This is a genomic window from Undibacterium sp. Ji50W (assembly GCF_049340445.1).
Taxonomy (GTDB): Bacteria; Pseudomonadota; Gammaproteobacteria; order Burkholderiales; family Burkholderiaceae_D; genus Undibacterium.
This window is the reverse complement of record NZ_JBMPOX010000001.1, coordinates 533009-554187: the sequence shown is the minus strand read 5'-3', so window position 1 is coordinate 554187 and position 21179 is coordinate 533009. Positions and strand designations below refer to the sequence as shown.

The 21179-nt window shown below is 49.7% G+C and carries 21 protein-coding genes; 18 read left to right on the top strand and 3 right to left on the bottom strand.

Annotated elements, in window-relative coordinates; translation table 11 throughout:
• Positions 1-25: 25 nt before the first annotated feature.
• Positions 26-691: an alpha/beta fold hydrolase gene (locus ACO0K9_RS02595; protein ID WP_422981458.1), complete on the bottom strand. Its 666-nt coding sequence runs from the start codon at positions 689-691 to the stop codon at positions 26-28.
• A 63-nt stretch (positions 692-754) separates the two neighbouring features.
• Positions 755-2317, bottom strand: a complete 1563-nt coding sequence (locus ACO0K9_RS02590) for an FGGY-family carbohydrate kinase (RefSeq protein ID WP_422981456.1) — start codon at positions 2315-2317, stop codon at positions 755-757.
• Between the two features lie 751 nt (positions 2318-3068).
• Here ACO0K9_RS02590 and ACO0K9_RS02585 point away from each other — a divergent pair.
• A complete protein-coding gene (locus ACO0K9_RS02585; protein WP_422981454.1) occupies positions 3069-3515 on the top strand; it encodes a hypothetical protein in 447 nt (148 codons plus the stop codon).
• 183 nt (positions 3516-3698) lie between these two features.
• Here ACO0K9_RS02585 and ACO0K9_RS02580 read toward each other — a convergent pair whose 3' ends face one another.
• Positions 3699-4037 carry a helix-turn-helix domain-containing protein gene (locus ACO0K9_RS02580; RefSeq protein ID WP_422981452.1) on the bottom strand — a complete coding sequence of 113 codons (339 nt, stop codon included), beginning with the start codon at positions 4035-4037 and terminating at the stop codon, positions 3699-3701.
• 216 nt (positions 4038-4253) lie between these two features.
• On the opposite strand from ACO0K9_RS02580, the gene ACO0K9_RS02575 reads away from it, so the two are divergent.
• The 17 genes from ACO0K9_RS02575 to ACO0K9_RS02495 all read left to right on the top strand — a co-directional run bounded on the left by ACO0K9_RS02575 (position 4254) and on the right by ACO0K9_RS02495 (position 21176).
• Positions 4254-4556 (top strand): hypothetical protein, encoded by a 303-nt coding sequence (locus ACO0K9_RS02575; protein WP_422981450.1) that lies wholly within the window; start codon positions 4254-4256, stop codon positions 4554-4556.
• A gap of 302 nt (positions 4557-4858) precedes the next feature.
• Complete coding sequence (locus ACO0K9_RS02570; RefSeq protein WP_422981448.1) at positions 4859-5092, top strand: hypothetical protein; 234 nt, start codon at positions 4859-4861, stop codon at positions 5090-5092.
• Positions 5093-5276: 184 nt separating this feature from the next.
• Positions 5277-5873 (top strand): class I SAM-dependent methyltransferase, encoded by a 597-nt coding sequence (locus tag ACO0K9_RS02565; RefSeq protein WP_422981446.1) that lies wholly within the window; start codon positions 5277-5279, stop codon positions 5871-5873.
• A gap of 388 nt (positions 5874-6261) precedes the next feature.
• A complete protein-coding gene (locus ACO0K9_RS02560) occupies positions 6262-6837 on the top strand; it encodes a DUF4255 domain-containing protein (RefSeq protein ID WP_422981444.1) in 576 nt (191 codons plus the stop codon).
• Positions 6838-6844: 7 nt separating this feature from the next.
• Positions 6845-7735, top strand: coding sequence for a hypothetical protein (locus ACO0K9_RS02555; RefSeq protein WP_422981442.1), 891 nt, complete (start codon positions 6845-6847; stop codon positions 7733-7735).
• A 17-nt stretch (positions 7736-7752) separates the two neighbouring features.
• Positions 7753-9288: a phage tail sheath family protein gene (locus ACO0K9_RS02550; protein WP_422981440.1), complete on the top strand. Its 1536-nt coding sequence runs from the start codon at positions 7753-7755 to the stop codon at positions 9286-9288.
• An 88-nt stretch (positions 9289-9376) separates the two neighbouring features.
• Positions 9377-9835, top strand: coding sequence for a phage tail protein (locus ACO0K9_RS02545; RefSeq protein WP_422981438.1), 459 nt, complete (start codon positions 9377-9379; stop codon positions 9833-9835).
• A complete protein-coding gene (locus ACO0K9_RS02540; RefSeq protein ID WP_422981436.1) occupies positions 9832-10326 on the top strand; it encodes a phage tail protein in 495 nt (164 codons plus the stop codon). The genes ACO0K9_RS02545 and ACO0K9_RS02540 overlap by 4 nt, the downstream gene beginning before the upstream one ends.
• A gap of 14 nt (positions 10327-10340) precedes the next feature.
• On the top strand, positions 10341-10505 hold the full coding sequence (locus tag ACO0K9_RS02535; protein ID WP_422981434.1) for a DUF5908 family protein: 165 nt from the start codon (positions 10341-10343) through the stop codon (positions 10503-10505).
• 2 nt (positions 10506-10507) lie between these two features.
• Positions 10508-11206 carry a peptidoglycan-binding protein gene (locus tag ACO0K9_RS02530; protein ID WP_422981432.1) on the top strand — a complete coding sequence of 233 codons (699 nt, stop codon included), beginning with the start codon at positions 10508-10510 and terminating at the stop codon, positions 11204-11206.
• Positions 11207-11261: 55 nt separating this feature from the next.
• On the top strand, positions 11262-13052 hold the full coding sequence (gene vgrG, locus ACO0K9_RS02525; protein WP_422981430.1) for a type VI secretion system tip protein VgrG: 1791 nt from the start codon (positions 11262-11264) through the stop codon (positions 13050-13052).
• 14 nt (positions 13053-13066) lie between these two features.
• Positions 13067-13366 (top strand): PAAR domain-containing protein, encoded by a 300-nt coding sequence (locus tag ACO0K9_RS02520; RefSeq protein ID WP_422981428.1) that lies wholly within the window; start codon positions 13067-13069, stop codon positions 13364-13366.
• 21 nt (positions 13367-13387) lie between these two features.
• Complete coding sequence (locus ACO0K9_RS02515; protein ID WP_422981426.1) at positions 13388-13801, top strand: GPW/gp25 family protein; 414 nt, start codon at positions 13388-13390, stop codon at positions 13799-13801.
• A gap of 15 nt (positions 13802-13816) precedes the next feature.
• Positions 13817-17563: a baseplate J/gp47 family protein gene (locus ACO0K9_RS02510; protein ID WP_422981424.1), complete on the top strand. Its 3747-nt coding sequence runs from the start codon at positions 13817-13819 to the stop codon at positions 17561-17563.
• A 2-nt stretch (positions 17564-17565) separates the two neighbouring features.
• Entirely contained in the window at positions 17566-18381 is an 816-nt protein-coding gene (locus ACO0K9_RS02505; RefSeq protein ID WP_422981422.1) for a hypothetical protein, read from the top strand.
• A gap of 7 nt (positions 18382-18388) precedes the next feature.
• A complete protein-coding gene (locus ACO0K9_RS02500; protein ID WP_422981420.1) occupies positions 18389-18685 on the top strand; it encodes a hypothetical protein in 297 nt (98 codons plus the stop codon).
• Entirely contained in the window at positions 18675-21176 is a 2502-nt protein-coding gene (locus ACO0K9_RS02495; RefSeq protein ID WP_422981418.1) for a hypothetical protein, read from the top strand. The genes ACO0K9_RS02500 and ACO0K9_RS02495 overlap by 11 nt, the downstream gene beginning before the upstream one ends.
• Positions 21177-21179 lie beyond the last annotated feature (3 nt).

Here is a 21179-nt window from a genome sequence, read left to right as displayed (position 1 = left end):
GTAAGGCAGCAAGGCAGGTAACATGTCAATGCCTGCGATATGCGACGATAAAATCAGCCACCTCTTTTGCTCTGACCTGCAAAAGAAAATGCGGTGCGTCAAACTCGTACAATTCTTTGGACGGCAGGCATTTTTGTATATCTTTATGAGCCGATGCAGGCACCAGGCGATCTTGTGTGGCACGCAAATACAGTACCGGTACTTTGATATCGCTCAGTTCCCCTCTCACATCGGCCAGCAAGACACTGCGCATTCTGGCCTTCAATACATCAGTTGAAACACTCGCGAGAGCGCTGGTCAGCAATTGGCGCCATTCTGCCGTTGAGAATTTGCCTAACAACAAATGACTTACCACGGCCAGAGGAGCCATTCGTACAGGCAAACAGGGAAGCAGATGCCGGAAACCCGCAAGTGAAGGACGGGGATTACGGGCAAAACTTGCACATAGTATTAATGCACGAAGCCCGGGCGGTTGGCTGGCCGCGATAGAGATGCCAATCGGGCCGGAAAACGATTCTCCCAGCAACATATAATCCTCATCCTCCGGCAGATAAGTACGTGCCACAGTTTCCAGCGCCGCATAATCAAGCGCCTGATCAACCGGATAAGTGACGACAATCAATCGACACCTGCCGTCCAGCGCCTGGTGCAGAGGTGCATAAAGTGTGCCGGTGCCATCCAGGCCAGGCAAGAGTACGATCGTTGTCATGCCAATGATGATAACAGGCCAGACATGCACATGCACATGCAGGCATCAATGCATTTTCGGATACCCGGTAATTTGCTGTATCTCTTTATACAGGGGCTGCAGACGGGCGTACATCTTCTGGTAAACGCGATGATAAAGCTCATTGTAGATATGATGGTGATGCGCAATCGGTTCGAAGGTTTTGCCTATGCGTGTCATTTCCTTGATGGCGACATCAAAATTGGGATACAGACCCAGACCGACTGCTGCATCAATTGCCGCCCCCAGACCCGAGGTTTCATAGATATGCGGACGCGAGGTCGGCAAGCCAAAAATATCCGCCGTGAGCTGCATGGCGGCATCACTTTGCGAACCACCGCCAGAAATGCGCAATTCGGTAATGGCGACACCACTACGTTTTTCTATGCTCTCCTTCCCTTCGCGCAAGGCGTAAGCCAGCCCTTCCAGTATGGCGCGATACATATGGGCACGGGTGTGCACATCACCAAAGCCGATGATAGCGCCCTTGGCTTCTGCCCCCGGTATCTTGATGCCGGGCGACCAATAGGGTTGCAGCATCAGGCCCATGGAACCAGGTGGTACGGCATTCACCAGTTCATCGAACAGGGCTTCAGGTGTTACACCCTGCGCTGTCGCCTGCAATTGCTCGTGATGGCCGAATTGTTCCTTGAACCAGTTGACCATCCAGTAGCCACGAAAAATCTGTACTTCAGTGCTGTAAAAGCCAGGAATCGCTGCCGGGTAAGGCGGGATGAAAGGTGTGACTTCCAGGTATTTTTTACTGGTGGTATTGATGGTGGCAGTGGTGCCATAACTAAGGCAACCAATATTCGGCTGCTGGCATCCGGCACCAATGACTTCGCAAGCCTTGTCGGCCGCAGCAGCCAGTAAAGGCGTGTCTGCCAGTATGCCCGTTGCAATGGCGGCGGCTTCGGTGATATGGCCCATGACAGTGCCGGGAGCGACCAGTTCAGGCAAAGTTTCGCGCCTGACGGCCAGAGCCTGCCATTTCCAGTCCCGCTTGCCAGCCCATTTCAGGGCTTTATAGTCAAAGGGAATATAACCGACTTGCGAGCCTGCCGAATCGATAAAATTACCGCACAGGCGATGATTCAAATAACCTGACAGCATCAGGTATTTATCGGTCTTGTCCCAGATGTCTGGCTGATGTGCCTTGATCCAGTTGGCCTCGGCCTCGCCCCGGAAGAAATTGATGGTGCTGGCAACCCCGGCAATTTTGAAGGCGGTCAGCCACAGGGGATTGACAGCCGGCACCACATCGGTACGTCTTTGGTCCAGCCAGGTAATCGCCGGACGCAAGGGCTGGCCCTGCTTGTCCAGATTAATAACCGTGCCGCGCTGTGTGGTTACGGCAACCCCAAGCACACTGCCCGGCGTGACATCCGGCATTTGCCACAGGCGCTGGCAGGCAGTGCAAACTGCCTGCCAATAATCTTCAGGGTGATGTTCGGCCCAGCCTGGGTGTGTCGAAAAATACGCATTCAGCGGCACCTGCGATTTGGCAATAATATTGCCACGCACATCAAACAGGATAGCCCTGACGCTCTGGGTGCCATTGTCTATAGCTAAAATTGTTTGTCCGGACATGGATATCCTGGGTTGATGTCAGCAATATTTTATGTAGGACTTACGCAAAACCACCCCAGCTGCGTTGCAGCTCCTTGCCGTACTAAAGTACTGACTTCGTCGCTGACGGTGTAGTCGGGGTTTTAGACAATATATTGTCTGCCGACGTAGCGAACCTCCCCCCTTTCAGGGAGGTTTCCTAAAAGCGTTAGCCTTGCTGGGACAATTTTGCGTAAGTCCTATTATGTATTGTATATGCCTATGCCATCAGCGAAGCAGGAATCGGAGCACCAGGCAAAGCGTGATGCCTGTTCTACAGTCGCAGGTAATTTTCCTGTCCGGCATTCCATTAGCCATCGCCCCAATGCAATTCAGGTTGACAGATCAGTCTGACATGCGGGCTATCAGAGAAAAAGCACTTTCAGTCATGCTTGCAGGGCATGGACGGGCACCGGCCCTGCACAAATAAAAACGTGGAAGCATTTGGGTCTGTTAATCATAAAATCATTAAACAGGCCCAAATGCTTCCACGTCGCATGTATCCGGACGGTGGCTTGTTCGTTTGAACACGAACAAGGCCCACCTCACTGCCATCATGCATATCGGTTGCATGTACAGCAGCTAGAAGTACTATACACTTTTTTTATGACGGCTTCATGAATTGAATAGGCGATTCAGTGGTGTTCATAATTCATGTCAGGATATAGAATGTACTTGCTGACAAGACAGCCAGAGTAACAGGTATCACCTTCTACCCTTGAAAGGAAATCCCATGCATCTGAAATCACTATTCACTGGCCTGTTGCTGGCGGCACTAAGCTGCTCTGCCGTGGCAAGCGACCTGCTGAGCGTAGCAGATATAGAAAAAACGACAGGCTTAAGCGGCGTGCAATCGGTTCCCAAGGATCCGGTCAAGGGGGCTGGTGGCGAACTGAACTTTGCCAATGCCGAGAAAAAGCTGGTCGCCATAGTGATGATACAAGACGCTTCGATGTTTGATTTCTGGAACAAGCAATATGGCAAGTTGGGCACCAGCGTCAGTGGACTGGGTTCCGATGCATTTCAGACCAAGCCTGGTTCAGCCATTCCCTACGTGGTGTTTAAAAAGAGTGGCAAGGCAGTCTGGATACAATCCATGGGATGGGATAAAGCAGGTAAAGCCAATCTGAACGACGAGCAATTGCTGGGATTAGCCAAACTGGCAGCCTCACGGCTATAAGAACGTGTTTACGATCTTAAGCGCGGGCGCAATCGGAGTCCACGCGGGGCTCATGCGCTGCTCAAAATGCTCATGTACTAGAGTACATTCCGCTTTTTGCGCTGCGTTTTTGTTACCCTTACCTCGCTGACGCACGCTCGCTACAAATCGTAAACACGTTCTAAGCTTTTATCGCCTGCGGGTTCAATCGGTTGATACCTGGCTTGCGCCATCGGCAGGTGGCGCACTCATATTGGGTTCACCTTGTTTTACGAGTTCAAACTTGAACAGTTGCTGCACCGAACAGTTAAACAGTTCGGCAAATGCTTCTATGAATTCGACTTTCCAGTGTTCTGCCTTGTTATCGACGATGCGCAACAACTGTGAATGCGAAACGGTAACCCGTTTGGCTATCAGCAGGCGATGCAGGGCAGACACCGAGCGGATCTTGTTTTCCGCCATCAATTCGCGAATGCGCATTTCAGCCTTGACACGCTGTTGCGGTGCTGATGAATCGGGTGTTTCACTATAAATATTGGGCATGATCGAACCTCACTTCGACGGCTGCGATGATACAGGACTTGCATGCTTTTTGCGGATGCCGCATAAATACAACATTGAAAACCACTATTTCGTCAAGACAAGCTAGATTTTTTTTATTAGCTATGGCAAGATCAAATCATCAAATGTAGTAAGCATAAACGGTTTCGATATACAAGGCATTTTCGGCACTTAGCCGCTAATTTTTTAGGATTAATAGTGAAGACTACTTGGCTGTCACAACTGAAACAAAGCATGCGCCCAACAGCGCAGGGCTCAGTGTCAGTGTGCGCCTTGCCGGTAACACTAACGATCAATGCAGGCGTAGCAGATACTGCCAAGGTGATTATCAATATTTTGAATACGAAGCTGAATACGCTCACTGGTAACAGCATTGATAATATTAACCGCCGCAGCAAACACATTATTAGCGAGCAGTCCCAGTCAGCCAGTTTTAAAGCGTATTCAATACTATATAGCCGCATCCGAAGGGAAAACCTTCAGGTAGCGGGAGCAAGCTAAAACCAGCTCCCTTTTACCCCAAGCTGAAAAGCCCGGATGCCCTTAAAAGCTTCGGGCTTTTTTGTTTTACCGTCTGTCACCTATGTTTTGACAGACTCCGCAGTGAAACCCGCGCAAGCGGTCGTGGTTGGCAGGCAAGTGATCACGGAAACATCTTCATCAACAGTATCATTTATTCCCCGGGATTTAATGCCGGGGCTGGCGGTTAGGCAAGTGTGCCATGACAAGTCAGTATATTCAGGAGTCCAGGGGTATTCCATTCCTGCTTCTATTGCTTTTTATCTTAATGAAGGGAGGTCAACATGTTTGCTGTATTCTGGATAGAAATCCATAACCAAATAAAAATGTCTCAATGCAAGGAATTTCAATCAAGCGACATGGTTGCCGCCCTGAAATTTGCAGATGAGTTACGCCAAAGACAGGCAGCCGGCGAATATTTGCGGCATATCACCATGTCTTCGGAAAACACCAATTCAGTCGGCATACCCAGTGCAGCAATGGCCTATCATTGGGCTGAACATAAAATTGCCGCATAGATGCTCATCCATGGCAGCCCTGCCCTGAATGCCATCCAACTGATGCTTGCCCGACTTGCTGGCGAAGGTTCCGCGAATACCGAGGTCTTCGCTTTTTTATTTATTCAACAACAGCTTTAAGCATGTTGTGGCCACTGCTTATGGATTAAAATCAGTGTCACTTTTCAACTGCTGGTGCTGAGCAATGAAACTTTTGGAAAAAGCAAGCGTACAAGCATTTCACCGACATCGTCTGGGCGGCAGCACCTTACAGGCCCTGGGCTTTCGCGGACCCGAAAGCCAGACCAAACGTTTCGAGACATTATGCACCTGGGGTGATTTTTCAGGCTGTTCCATCTTGGACCTGGGTTGCGGCTATGGTGATTTGAAACCATTTCTGGATGAACGTTTTAATGATGTCATTTATCTAGGCGTGGACTTCCTGAAAGAATTCGTCGACGCAGCCCAGGAACGCCTGGGACATCTTCCCAATACGCAATTTTTCCAATCCGACTTTCTCACCACGGGCCTGCCCGAAGTCGATATCATCATCGCCTCAGGCAGCTTGAATTACCGCTCAGAAAACGTGCTGCATCCCTGGCAGATCATTTCGCAGATGTGGAAAAATGCCAGCAAGGGCGTGGCATTTAATTTACTGGATGCGGAAGTATTTGGGCAAGATGAAATGCTATGCGGCTATCGCAAAGATGAAGTACTGACGTATTGCCACAAACTGGACCCACATGCTGAACTGATCAGCGGTTATCTGCCGGATGACTTCACTATATTGATGCGCAAGTAAACCAGAAGCCACCCCTCGCTTGAGGATTTGCAGATTTCTGAGTAGCCATGCACGCAGGCATTTACTGCCAACTTATTTCCCGCAAGAAATAACACTTTCCTGACTTAAGCAGACCATCAAAACGATCAGGAAAGCTGATCATTTGCCACTCTCCAACCAGTCCATTCCCATGCGGCTGCACCCCAAAAGACCACGAGATGTCATGAGGCAAAATTGCCACATCAGAAATTAAAAAACGAATAATTAACTGTTGTGCGAAAATTAAGTAACATGTTACTCTCGTATGTATTATTTGTAATAGATTTTTACAATAAAAATCTGGTATTTCCGTGGCATCCGTCTCAGGTCGAGCGGCTGAACAAAAAAGTTTGTGACGCAGGATTAAGCAATGATCAATGCAGCAATCAGTCATTTGGCAGCGCAGTTAAATCAGCATTTCAGAAATAATTATCACTCGGTTGAAGACCTTGTAGTGGTATCCAATCTGGTTGAACTTGACGGCAGTGTCGCCCCGCATGCCAGCAACAAGCTGGTGTTGATGCTGGTTAACATTGAAAAAGATACCCTGCCCTACCGCACTGGTTTGCCTCAGCGTAGCAATGATGAACGACTGCTGGTTCACAGCACCCCGCTTTATCTGAATCTGTACTTGATGATGGCGGCCAATTTTGGTGGCGGCAATTACGCGGAAGCACTAAAAACCATTTCCAACGCAGTCAGTTTTTTCCAGCAGCATGCCGTCTTCGACCAGCATAACAGCCCGGGACTGGATACCAGGATAGAAAAACTGATACTGGATATCGAAAACCTGAAGATCCCTGATTTGAATAATCTCTGGAGCCTGCTCGGTGGGCGTTATCTGCCCTCGGTGTTCTATAAAGTACGCATGATCAGCATGGATGCAGCAGCAGTCACAGGACAGGTACCTGTCATTGTCGACACCCGAAATCAGCTTGTGGGCTAGGTGATTTATGGCGCGCTTCCTTCCCCTTTTTTCTGTTGCCATTGAGCATGATTTCTTTACTGGCACACCAGGCGCAAATTGGCGCTTTACACCGACACCGCAATGTGCCGAACTGGAAAAACAATTTCGACTGGTATTGCGTCCGGTTGATAAGGGCATGGAAATGTGGCGCGAATCAGATGACCCTACTTCATCCGCTGGTACGGCAGCGGACACCCGTGCCGACGACACACGCGATGCCGTACTGGCACGCGACGCAGGAAGCCATGTGCTGTGCTTCAGTTATGAAGTCAGTTGTGATGATCCGCAGTTCTCTTTCTACACCGACTGGCCAGTCACTCCGCCGCTTTGTTTCAGCAATGAAGGGCTGGCTCAGCAAGAACCACTTGTGAACCTGCAGGCGAGCGCCATCCCGCCCTCTTCCCGACCGGAAACGGTACGCAGAAACGAGAGTTTTCAATTCAAGGCAACGCAATTCTCTATCAATATCTTTTTATCAGAAGCAGAGGTTTTACATCAGGCAGTACAGCAAGGCCGGGTTTCCAGGTGCTATGCAATTCACCTGAAATCCAAAACGATACGCTGGAAGTATTTTTTTACTGGTTCCTTAGCCAGGAAAAAAATGCTGATAGTGGATCTGGATGCAAATGAAGGACAGACCGGCATCGTTTTTGAAACCTCAACGCAAACTGCTACGGATTCAGGTTTTGCCTTGATCTCACAAACGGCAATCCCCATGCAGTACAGGCCGGTGCAGCAGTTTCAATTGCGGGAAGTTGGTATGGCGGGAAAGGTTTTGATCAAGCGACTGCCAAACGCAAGTGTTAACAAAATTGGCAAAGAAAGAGGTCCGGATGGGCAAAACTTGCTTGTTGCGGAAATTTATATTCATCAATAATTTTCAAAGGAACACATATGGCTGGCGCGTATAAAACACCCGGTGTCTATATCGTTGAGAAAAACGCCTTTCCAAACTCGGTAGTTGAAGTTGCTACTGCAGTTCCTGCCTTCATCGGCTATACCGAGAAAGCAGACAACAAAGGCACTTCGTTGGCAGACAAACCGTGGCGCATTACCTCGATGTCTGAATTCCATGAATATTATGGATACAGACCCAAAGATCTATTCGACATTACCGACTTGCCAGCCAAAGAAGAAGGCAAGCCTACACCAGTCAGCGATTTCAAAATTGGCAAAAACGAATATGTGCTGGCCGAAAAAGATCCGCGTTACTTCCTGTACTTCAGCATGATGCTGTTTTTCAAAAATGGCGGCGGTGCCTGTTATATCGTCTCCGTCGGTACCTATGGCCAAAGCATAGCAAAACCCAAACTGGCTGGCGGTATTGATAAACTGCTCAAAGAGCAAGAGCCAACCATGGTCGTCATTCCAGATGCCATGTCCCTGGCGGAAGAAGACTGTATCGCCTTGCAACAGGCCAGCCTCATGCATTGTGGCAGCCAGATGAAAAACCGTTTTTCCATCCTTGACGTATACAACGGCTACCGCGATCGCAAAGACCCTACAGCCGGTGATTGCATCGCCAAATTCCGTAATGCTCTCGGCACCAACTTCCTCAATTTCGGCGCAGCGTATTATCCGTGGGTTGATACATCGATCATCCAGACATCCGACCTCGATTACAACAACCTGACTGACATCGCCAAGTTCAAGGAAATTCTTACTGCCGAAGTCAATCAAAGCCCGCTGCAGCAAGACAAAAAGGATAGCATCCTCACCGTCATCGCCAAGGTCGGCGTTGAAGGCGACCCCAGCAAGCCTGACTATCTGTCACATGAAGAGCTGCATAAAACGCTGTTCGTGGTCAGCCCTGGCTATGGCAATATCCTGCTGTCAATCAAGAAAAAACTCAACTTGCTGCCACCGTCTGGTGCCATGGCCGGTATCTACACGCTGGTGGATAATTCCCGCGGCGTCTGGAAAGCACCTGCCAATGTCAGCCTGAACGAAGTCGTTGCACCTGCCGTCAATGTGACCCATGACGAACAGGAAGACCTGAACGTCACTACCTCCGGCAAATCCATCAATGCCATCCGCCCTTTCATAGGCGAAGGCACACTGGTGTGGGGCGCTCGTACACTGGACGGCAATAGTCTTGACTGGCGCTATATCAACGTACGCCGCACCATGATCATGCTGGAAGAATCAGTCCGTCTGGCCAGCAAAGCCTTTGTATTTGAACCCAATGTATCTGGCACCTGGGTCACCATGAAGAGCATGATCAGTAATTTCCTGAATGGTATATGGAAACGTGGTGGTCTGGCTGGTGCCAGCCCGGAAGATGCATTCAGCGTCCATGTTGGTCTGGGTGAAACCATGACACCGGAAGATATCCTGGAAGGCATCATGCGCATTACCGTATTGGTTGCAATCAGCCGTCCTGCCGAATTTATTGAAATCACGTTCCAGCAGCAAATGCAGAAATCCTGATCCGGTGTTTTGATATGGCACCACGGTAAGCAATAGCTTGCCCTGGGCACATTTAATTTTATTTATTTTTACAAGATAGAGGCAAATTATGGCAGATGACGGAAAAACGCAATCGGCAACAGTATGGCCCATGCCGAAATTCTATTTCAAAGTCATGTGGGGCAAGAATGAAATGGCGTTTCAGGAAGTATCTGGTCTGGATGTGCAATCCGAAGAGATCAAATATCGTTCCGGAAACAGCCCGATATTTTCAGTAGTCAAAATGCCCGGCATGAAGAAATACAGCAATATCACCATGAAAAAAGGTGTCTTCAAGGGTGATAACAAGTTCTGGGATTGGCTGGACAAGATCAAGCTCAACACCATTGAGCGCATCAGCGTGACAATCAGCCTGCTGGACGAAAAAGGCGGTGACACCATGATCTGGGAACTGAGCAACGCCTGGCCAACCAAGATCACCAGCACAGACCTGAAGTCAGAAGGCAATGAAGTGGCCATAGAAACCATAGAAATCGTGCATGAAGGCCTGACCATCAAGAATAAATGATCAATGACTTTTTTGATAATGGATATCCACCGCCAGCGTTCTATTTTTCAGTAACGATTGGTGATGGTATTCAGGTTCCCGATACTTCGTTCAGCGAAGTGTCGGGAATTGGCACAGAAATTGAAACCGAATCAGTGGTCGAAGGTGGTGAAAACCGTTTTGTGCATCAACTGCCCTTGAAGATGAAGCACGGCAATCTGGAGCTCAAGCGCGGTATTGCCACCCTTCAGTCGCCGCTGGTAGTCTGGTGCAAGGCGGTACTGGAGGGTGAGTTCATGAAATTGATCGTTCCTCAGACGATCATTGTCAATCTTAAAAGTAACAAGATGGTACCCGGCGCTCCGCCGGTAGCAACTGAAGTACTCAGAACCTGGGAGTTCTTTGGCGCCTATCCAATCAAATGGGATGTGGAAAGCTTTAGCTCTACCAAAAATGATGTCGCAATCGAGAAGATCACATTTAGTTATACCTATTCACAACGTACCAAATAGATCAGGAGCATGATATGTCAATCGAAATCAAACAACTGCTGATCAAGTCCACCATCGTGCAACGTGAAACCCGGGAAACAGAAATCAATCTTCAGGAAAAACAGGTACTGAAAGACGAGATCCTCGTGGAATGCAAACAATTGCTTGCATCCCTGCTGCGTGAACGTGGGGAGCGCTGAATATGCCAGCAGCAGCCGCGACCGCATCAGGACAAAAAACCCCGCTGAGCATTTCCCCCTGTACGGTATCCAAAGAAGGAACCATCAGCGTTGATAGCAGCCGCACTGCGTTTACCGCCTTGATGAATCCCTCTGGTTATGGTCACGATTATTTGATCAAATATTCCAAAAATCATGCATTGGGTCAGCCGGGCAATGAAACGAAATTCTCTGCCAGTCTGCCGGAAAAACTGACACTGAAAGAAATGATACTGGACGGGACAGGTGCCGTGCCTGGCACTACCCAGACCGTCATCCAGCAAATCGATGCCTTGCGCAACACCGTGTACACCTATGTCGGCTCCAAACATGAGGCACCGATTGTGCAGGTGGTATGGGGAACGATGATTTTTTATGGCCGTGTAGAAGGCCTGAAATTCGACTATACCCTGTTCAAACCAAGCGGCGAACCGCTAAGGGCAAAAGTCACATTAACCTTCGTCGGATATATCAGTGCCGCCGAAATCGTCAAAGAAACCAAGCTCAATTCTCCCGACCTGACGCATCTGGTGGAAGTCAAGGCAGGCGATACCCTGCCCCTTTTATGCTACAAAATTTATCGCGATTGTTCGTATTACCTGGAAGTGGCCCGTATCAATCGCCTGACCTGTTTCAGAACCTTGCAGCCTGGAATGAAATTACGTTTTCCTCCGCTTTCATAGCGTAAGCCTGTCTAAGCAGATGCGCTGAAATGATTTTTTCAAGAAAAGAAAGCAGATGGCAAATTCCCCATTTACAAATAGCACTGGCGTACTGACATTGGCCATCACCTGTGATGGCAAGCCGGCTCCTGACGCGGCACAGGTCGTGTCAGTAGAAACGAATCATAGTACCAACCGCATTCCTACTGCCATCATCACAGTGCTGGATGGCGACATGCCAAATGGCCTGTTTCCCCTTGCTGACGCCGGGAATTTCAAACCAGGCACAAAGATCGTGATCAGTGCTGGTTATGACCTCACAACTGAAGTCATTTTCACCGGCGTGGTGATTAAACATTCCGTAAAAATTACCGGCGACAATTTTGCGCGGCTGGTTATAGAATGCCGCGACCAGGCGCTGGCCATGACAGTTGGTCGCAAAAATGCCAATTTCGTCAATCAGACTGACAGTGACATCATGACAGCGCTGATCGGTAACTATAGCGGCCTGACTGCTGATGTGGCGGCAACCACGGTCAGCTATAAAGAACTGGTGCAATACTATGTGACGGACTGGGACTATATGATGGCGCGGGCCGAAGTCAATGGTTTCCTGGTGATCGTAGATGCCGGCACTGTCAGTATCAAGGCCCCTTTGACCACAGCAGCACCTGTCCTGACATTGACTTATGGCATCGATCTGATGGAGTTTCATGCCGAACTTGACGCCCGCTGGCAACTAAGCAATGTCACCAGCACCAGTTGGGATATGGCAACCCAGGCCATCGTCCAGGGAACTGCAACGCCAACAAGCTTAACCACTCAGGGGGATATCGCTGCCGCTGAGCTGGCGAAAGTCCTGGGTGTTACCGACTTTGGTTTGCAATCAGCAGCCAACCTGGAATCTGCAACACTGACCAACTGGGCCAAGGCACAGCAATTAAAATCCGGCTTGTCGAGAATACGCGGCAGAATGCGTTATCAGGGAAATGCCAGCACCAAACCTGGCGTGGTGCTGGAACTGAAAAGTGTAGGCAAACATTTTAATGGCAACGTGCTGGCTACTAACGTCTTTCATCACCTAATCGACGGCAACTGGGTAACAGAAGTTGAATTTGGCATGCCACCCTATTGGTTCACCGAAGATTACCAGACTCACGCGCCCGAAGCAGCAGGTTGGACATCCGGTGTGTGCGGCTTGCATATAGGTGTCGTATTGAAGCTGGAAGGCGATCCGGAAAATCAATACAAGATTCAGGTTTCGGTTCCTTTGATGAATGCACAGACAGTCGGCGTATGGGCGCGGTTTGCCAGTTTCTATGGCTCGGCCGGGTTTGGGGCTTTCATCATTCCTGAAATCGGTGACGAAGTGATATTGGGATTTTTCAATAATGATCCGTCTTGCCCGGTGATACTGGGTAGCCTGTACAGCAGCAAGCATACGCCCGCCTATACCCTGGCAGACGCAAATAATTACAAGGCGCTGGTGACACGCAGCAAACTGAAGATGGAATTCGATGAAGAGAAAAAAGTCATCACCCTGATCACCCCCGCCAGTAACAAAATCGTTATCAGTGACGACACCAAGTCCATTCTCTTGCAAGACCAGAACATGAACAAGGTGGAATTGAGTCCAAGCGGTATTTTGCTGGATAGCCCGAAAGATATCACCATCAAGGCAGCAGGGAAAATCACCATCTCAGCCGTGCAGAATGTGGATACAACGGCCCAGATGGATGTCACCACAAAGGGGCTGAATATCACCAATACTGCGAATATAGGCTTCACTGCCAAAGGAAACGCTACGGCAGAACTGTCTGCCAGTGGCCAGACCACCGTACGCGGTGCCATCGTGATGATTAACTGAAACGGAGAAAAGCGATGCCCCCAGCCGCACGTATCACAGATATGCATGTATGTCCGATGGTAACGCCTGGCGTGCCACCGATTCCGCATGTCGGTGGACCTGTCAGTGGTCCCTGTGTTCCTACCGTTTTGATTGGTGGCTTGCCAGCCGCCGTGGTGGGTGACATGTGTGTCTGTGTCGGGCCTCCTGACACCATAGTCAAGGGATCGGCCACGGTATTCATAGGCAAAATGCCATCCGCCAGGATAGGTGACAATACGGCACATGGTGGCAATATCGTCTTTGGTTTTCCCACTGTCATTATCGGTGGCTAGGTGTAAATCGGGATCATGACCATGGAAAACAATGCTTCATTTTTAGGCACAGGCTGGAGCTTCCCTCCCGAGTTCAGCAAGCGCGGCAACACCAGGATGGTTAGTGCCGAGGAAGATATTCGTCAAAGCCTGTTGATACTGATATCCACCACCCCGGGGGAAAGAGTCATGCAGCCGAATTTTGGCTGCGGCTTGAAAGCGCAAATTTACGAAAACCTGAACGAAAGCACTATTACTGTACTGAAGGATTTGATACGACGCGCCGTCATTTTCTACGAACCCCGGGTCGTACTGGAAGCAATAGAAACAGATCACAGTTACATCTATGAAGGGCGGCTGAATATTGAACTGATTTACCGCATCGTCACGACCAACACCCGTCATAACCTGGTGTATCCGTTCTATTTCCGGGAAGGCACCGATGTTCAGGAATAAGCATGAGGTGCTGACGTGACGCAACCCAGACTATTGATCAGTGATGGCCGTAGCCAGGCACAACGCCGTTTGCCAGCCTTGAGTGGTGACTACTTCAAACTCAATGAAATGCGTTTTGAAGAATTATTGACCATGGCAGTCGACTACGCCAGCATGGTCAAGTTTTATCAGCTTGACCTCAGTGAAGAAGGTCACTGGCAGCAATACTTCCATGCGGATGAAGTGGTCTTGCTGGCAAATATCCTGTCCCTGGACTTGAAGCAACTGGCGATGCGCTTTGAACAAAGATTGCAAAGCTATAGCCCGGGCAAAGCCTGGTATCAACATGACTTGACCATAGAGTTCCCGCAGATCTGTTCTATCCCGCTGGATTCACCATTGCTGCTGGCGCGGTTGCTGGAATACTGGCTGTCTTGCGCCAAACGGACAGATGGCCGCACCGGCTATGAGATCACCAAATTACTGGAAAGCATACTGCGTGGCCTGAATAAGGAAATGCTGGCCATGCTTGACCTGACCGCTGACCTCAACTCCGGGGATGCCGCTGCCGCACACAGCCGCCCTGCCTTACCCCTGTTGAATGCGCTGGCAGTCAGACCTGCCAAGGTGCCAGATAAAAAAAACAGCAGTGCGCATACAGTGACTGAGACACGCAGCTATTTTCATGCTTTTTCGCAAGCAATTCAAATCGTACAAAATGGCGTGCGACATCTGTTGCCGCAATCGATGAGCAGTCAGGAACATGATCCTGGCAGCAGTTTGCTGATTACCTTCATACAATTATTCCAAAAGCTGCAGATACGGCTGAATCAATTTGGCCAGGCACATCTGGATTTTTATTATCACCAGATGCTGAAAATGGAGCAGCGCCCGCATCGCTCCGACCATACCTTTGTGGTCATACAGCCCAAGCCGGGTGTGCGCCAGATTTTTGTTGAAAAGGCCACTGAGTTCGTCGCCGGCATAGACAAGAACCAGCATGAAATCACCTATGCCAACGAAGAAGCAGTCACCCTGAATGATGCAAAAATCACTGCGCTGCACACCCTGTTTTTTGACCGGCGCACGATAGATCATCATCTGGAATCGGTTTCCTGCCATACCCAGCCTATCAATGCACTGGCAGATGGTAGCGATGAAAAAGACCATGAGAAATTGCCTCCTCTGCCGCTGTTGGGTGCGCCCAAGCCTGGCGAACGCAATTTCAGCGCCACAGCAGCCAGATTCGGTTTTGCAATCGCCAGCAAGACGCTTTTGTTACGCGAAGGCCAGCGCCGCGTCCGCGTGCAATTGCAATATCAAAACGCTGCTGGCGACACGATCAAAGACTGCTTGCGACGTTTTGCACATGAAAATGCGCACGAATACGATGCGTCCCAGAGTGAACTGGTGCGCATGAACGATATTTTCGTCAAGCTGCTGCGTGGCATGTTCCGTATTTCACTGACCACTGCCACTGGCTGGTATCGCGTAACCGAATATCGTCCGGAATATACTGGCCTCAATAGCGACATTGATGCAGATTGCCTGTCCATAGAATTTTCGCTGCTGCCTGATGTTGCCGCCATTTGCAACTACAAGGCCAGCCTGCATGGTGATAATTATGGGACAGATTTGCCGGTAGCACGGTTTGAAATGACCGAAAACGAATATCGCTACCCCTATGATTTTCTGAAAAACTTGGTCTTGCGCCACATTCGCCTGGAAGTCGAGGTACAGGGTTGCAGGCAGCTATTGCTGCACAATCAGATCGGCCAGTTGAGTGCCTTATCACCTTTCATGCCGTTTGGTCCTTTGCCCAATGTCGGTTCTTATCTGATTGTCGGTTGCGAAGAAACGCTCAGCAAACAACTTGACGATGCAGAAATCCAGGTGGAATGGAATGGCCTGCCTACCAATCTGGGAGGGATATCGGCTTATTACCGTGGTTATACCCATCCCATGAAAAGTGGTGAAGTGCTGGCCAGTGTCTCTGTCCTGTCTGGTGGCAAATGGGTCAAGGGAATGGAGGACATCACCCTGTTTGACGAAATGGCGCGCGACGATGGCAGCCAGAGTAACCAGTTGGCGACTGACAGCGTGTTGTCGTATCAATCAGCGCTGCAATTCTATAAACCGCTACCATACAACACCAGTGATTCGGCACTGCAAAATTTCGCTTACACACCGGCGACCATGGCAGGTTTATTCAAACTGACACTGGAAGCACCGGAGGGCGCATTCGGCCATCAGGAATACCCCATGTTGCTGGCACAGATACTGACTGACAACGCCCGGCAAAAGAAAGCTGGCCAGGCGCAAGCCTTACCCAATCCACCCTATACACCGCAAATCAGCAGCATAGTATTGAATTACAAGGCGCATTCCACCATTCGTTTTGAGCAAAGCCGCCTGCAGGAACAAAGGCCGACGCAAGACAAGATGGTGCATCTGCATCCGCTGGGTACAGAAACCATGGTCGCCATCAACTCGCGTGCCATCTATCAGATACCCCAATATGATTATCCGGCCAATCTTTTTATAGGATTACAGGGAAGCGATCTGAGCGGTGCCCTGACCTTGTATTTTTACCTGCGCGAAGATTCACTGCCCATGACCCGCATCAAAGACAGTGGGTTGTCATGGTGGTACCTGTCGGGCAACAACTGGCAGAAATTGGATAGGGCAAACATCATTGACGATTCTACCGATGGCTTCATGACCAGCGGCATCGTCAGTTTGAATTTACCCGACGATATAAACACCAACAATACCATCATGCCCCCCGGTGTGTATTGGCTGCGTGTTTCGGCTAACGTGGGTATGGAACGCTTTTGCAGTGTGTATTCCGTCTATGCCCAGGCTATCCAGCTCTCCTGGTGCGCCAACCAGGCGAGCAAAGCCAGCGCGGTACTGCCCGCCATGAGTATTACACGCAGCAAGCAAACTATCCCTGGCATTGACCGTGTCATGCAGATACGTCATTCGGTGGGTGGTAAAAGCGCGGAAACAGTCAGGCGCTTCCGCACCCGCGTCAGCGAAAGATTGCGACACAAGAACCGTGCACTGACCGCCAGTGATTATGAATTACTGATACTGGAACAATTCCCTGAAATTCACAAGGTGAAGTGTTTTGCCAATCTGTCCAGCGATATCGATCCGGCCAAGCGCCTGCGTGGCGGCCAGATATTGATCATCCCGCTACCGTATCTGAACAAGGGAGGGCATCTTAATCAGCGCCCATTGCTGAGTGGTCACCTGATACATGAAGTACAGCAATTCATAGAAACCTGCGCCCCGCCCTTCACGGTAATCAGTGTAGAAAACCCTGTCTATGAAGAAATCCAGGTGCGTTGCCAGATCAAACTCAAGTCAGGCTTGCGTGGTGGCTGGTACAGCAGCCAGATTAATCAGTACCTATGCGATTTTCTGTCGCCCTGGCATCCGGTCGGGTATCAACAGCATTTTGGCTGGTGCATACGTGAACATGATCTGATCTCTTTTTTGCTGGACCTTGATTATGTCGAGGCAGTGACCGGTTTTTCCATGTTGCATATCACCCCGACCGGGCAAGGCACTGATTTGCGTTTCCGCATGGATGACAATGCGAGGGATGTGCATGGCACGAAAAACCTGTATCCCATTTATCCGTGGAGTATTGCCGTACCCATGAATCAGCACTGGATCGTATTGCTGGATGAATTTGCATCAGCCGACCCAAAACCTGTGGGTATCAATGAATTGAGAATTGGCTCCACCTTTATTATTCCGCCAAGGAAATAGTTATGAAAAAACGCACCCGAGCCATGCTGAGACAGCAGTTTGAGCACGGCAAAATGCCTACCGAGGATGATTTCGGAGATTTGATCGAATCCATGCTGAACATGCTTGATGAAGGCTTTGAAAAGTCCGCGAGTGAAGGTTTCAAAGTTGCACAGTTGGGTGATGGGAAATTGCTCAGCTTCTATCAAAACACGGTAGAAGGAACACCCTTATGGTCCATGGGTCTGGACGTAGGCACAAATAACCTGAGTTTTCAGGCAAAAAAAAGCCGCCCTTTATTGACACTGTCCAGCCAGATCGACGATGACGGTGTGACTCACAGCCGGGTAGGCATACGGCAAAGTACACCGCGCCATGAACTGGACGTCGGTGGATTTATTGCTTCGCGCGGGCGGGTGGGACGTGAAGGAAAAATGTCAGTTCCGGCAGACGGCAATTGGTATGACATCAGCGTGGCAATGACTGGTTGCCAGGCCTGGGAAGTTGTTGCCGGTGTGGGCGGCAAGGATGCCGAAGGCCGCTATGCCCTGATGCATGCCTTTGCCATGAATGCCTTCAATTCCAATCCTCATATTACCTATCATCAGACCCATTTTGGTAATAAATGCAGTCGCATAGAATTGCGATGGATAGGTACTGACAGCAATTCCCCCTTTGAATTCAAATTGCAGATGCGGGTCGGCTGCACCTTTGGTAATGAAGTCTGGATCAAATACCACATGACCCAACTCTGGCTGGATACCCAGATGCTGGAGAGTGACCAGAAACCCAAACTGGCACCTCGACCCCTGACGCAGCCGGCAAAGGCAAAGAAGTGAACATAGCATGAACCCTATTCATATCACCATCTCGCTGGCGCAAGGCAACCTGATACTGGAAGGTTTGGTAGAACGCCCCTTCAAGCAAGTCTTTGCGCTGATCGGAAACCTGAATCAGCAGGCCGGTCAGTTGCTGCCCGCTGGCAGCCCTGCAGATGCAAAGGCCGAATTGACGTTTTCAGCAGCCGAACTGCGTCTCATCATTGAAGTGCTGGGAGAAATGCCCTATAACCGCGTACATCAGTTAGTCCAGCAATTGCATTCGCAACTGAAATTGAGCGAGGTGCGACGACATGCTGGCTGATGACCACATAAAGCGCCTGCAGGCAGATCCTGATGGAATTGATTTTGATGGCTTTCGCCGTCAGGGTGTAGAACTGCTGCAAGCTTTATCTGGTCAAACGTGGACTGACTACAATATCCATGACCCCGGCGTGACTTTGCTGGAAATGCTGTGCTATGGCTTGACTGATCTGGTGTACCGGTCAGGATTTTCAGTGGCAGATTTCTTGACACCGGAATCAGGCGGCATCAACTTTGAACACCAGGCATTGTACCGCCCCCAGGACATCCTGCCGATTCGCCCAGTCACCGCCATTGACTATTGCAAGTTAATTTACGACCATGTGCCAGAAATTGACGACATCTGGATACAGACCGATAACCAGGGTGAAAAACTGGAAGGCCTGTTTTCCATTTATGTCAAATTGCATCAGCCTTTATCAGAAATAGAGCAGCGCAGTCCCGAAGATGTCAGACAAGATATCATTGCCCTGTATGCCAGCAATCGCAATCTTTGCCAGGATCTGGGCCAGGTTTATATCGTCCAGACCGATGCCTATTTCCTGACAGGCGAAATTGAAATTGACGACAGCCGCCCCGCCGCAGAAATATATGCCGACATCTATTTCCAGTGCGCGACTCTGATTTCTTCCGGCGCACGTATTACCCGCTTTGAAGAAGCCATCGCAGAAGGAAAAAGCTGGGAAGAGTTGCTGGATGGGCCCTTGACCAAACGTGGCTACATTGATGACAGGTATTTCTCACGTGCGTCGAATAGTATCGATGTCGTCAGCCTGATCGCCCTGATACGTCGCATGCCGGGAGTAAAGCAGGTTCACCATCTGCAACTGGTCGATTCACAGGGTAAAAAATTCGACCGTCTGAATTTCAACCTGAAGACCAGGCGTTGCTCGGTATTGGCTTTTCCACGCGATGTAGAACAGATGAATTTGATGCGGCTGGTTCATACGCAGACTGGTAACCAGCAATTGTCCACGCATCATCCTATCCGGCAGAAATTCATGCTGCCGCAGGAAGTCAGCCTACTGGAACAAGTGCGTATCATCCTGAGGAAACATGAGTTCAATCACCATGCATTTCGCAGACATGACATCAACCTGGAAGAATTAATCGAATTGCCACAGGGAGAACATCGGCCCCTGCGTGAATACTCTTCGATAGCAGAACACTCACCTGCCATTTACGGCATTAATCGTTATGGTGTGCCCAGCTCGGAACCGCCAGAAGTGCATGCCCGCGCCAGACAATTGAAAGGCTTTCTGTTCGGATTTGAACAACTGATGGCCAATTACCTGCAATCACTGCAGGCCATCCCTGATCTGTACTCGCTGGATACCAATCTGAAACAAAGCTATTTTTCACAACTGCTAGGCAATCAGCAAATACCACTGCTGGAAACCTTATACCGCAATACCTTAAGCCCCAGTCTGCCAGCTGAAATCTTGTCCAAATTCGACCAGTTCATCGACCGCCGTAACCGCGTGCTGGACAGCATGTTGGCCATGTATGGCGAATCATTCCCGGCAGACGCCTTGCGCCGTTTTAACGTGTATCACCATGAACATGACGACCAGACCGTCATCGACAGTAAAATCAACTTCCTGGCACATATACGTGAATTGAGTGCGCAACGCGGTGCGGCCATGAATGTGCATGCCCCTTACTGGACGGGTGGCAACAGGGCTTGCTTGCAGCATAAATTGTTATTACTGATGGGATGTGGAGAAGCCAGTCTGGGCCGTTCCTTGACGGCGCATTTTTCATCTGCTTCCCCTGCTTTTGTCAGTGCCAAGACATATGAGAAAAAACTGGGTGAACATCCCAAGTACAAGGCCAACGATAGCCATGTCCTGCCCCTGCCCTTGCAAAAAACCGGGGAAACAACCACAGTCAAACGATTGCCACACGATATGATCTGTGTGGAATTGTTGCGCGCAGGTATAGACTTGCATCGTTACCGGCTGGTTGAACGTGCCGATAAAAAAGTCTGGTTATGCCTGGAAGTGGAGCCGGGAAAACCAATCTGGCATCTTATTCCCCTGCCCAAAGAGCAAGCCGTCAACTACGCACATGGCTTGCGTCAGCGTTTGATAGAACTCAGTCAGCAAAGCGAAGGCATGCATGTGCTTGAACATCTGCTCTTGCGCCCCGGTAATCAGCAAGTCAATAGAAACGTCGATGAAAATTTTTATGAACATCGCGTCAGTATCGTTCTGCCCAGCTATACAACACGTTTTGCCGATCCGGCCTGTCGGGCCTGGGTGGAAGAACTCATTGCACAAAATCTGCCTGCCCATATCCTGCCCGAAATACACTGGCTTGATTATGTTTACATGCATCAGTTTGAGCAGCGCTACAAACAATGGCTGGAACTGCTGAATCAAACCCGTCGTTCCGGTCTTCCAGCAGAAGGCCTGGATCAGTCGGCAGATGACATCATTACCCTGTTGCGTATCGTCAGACAGAATTATTCACCACAGCATTGGTTATGAGAT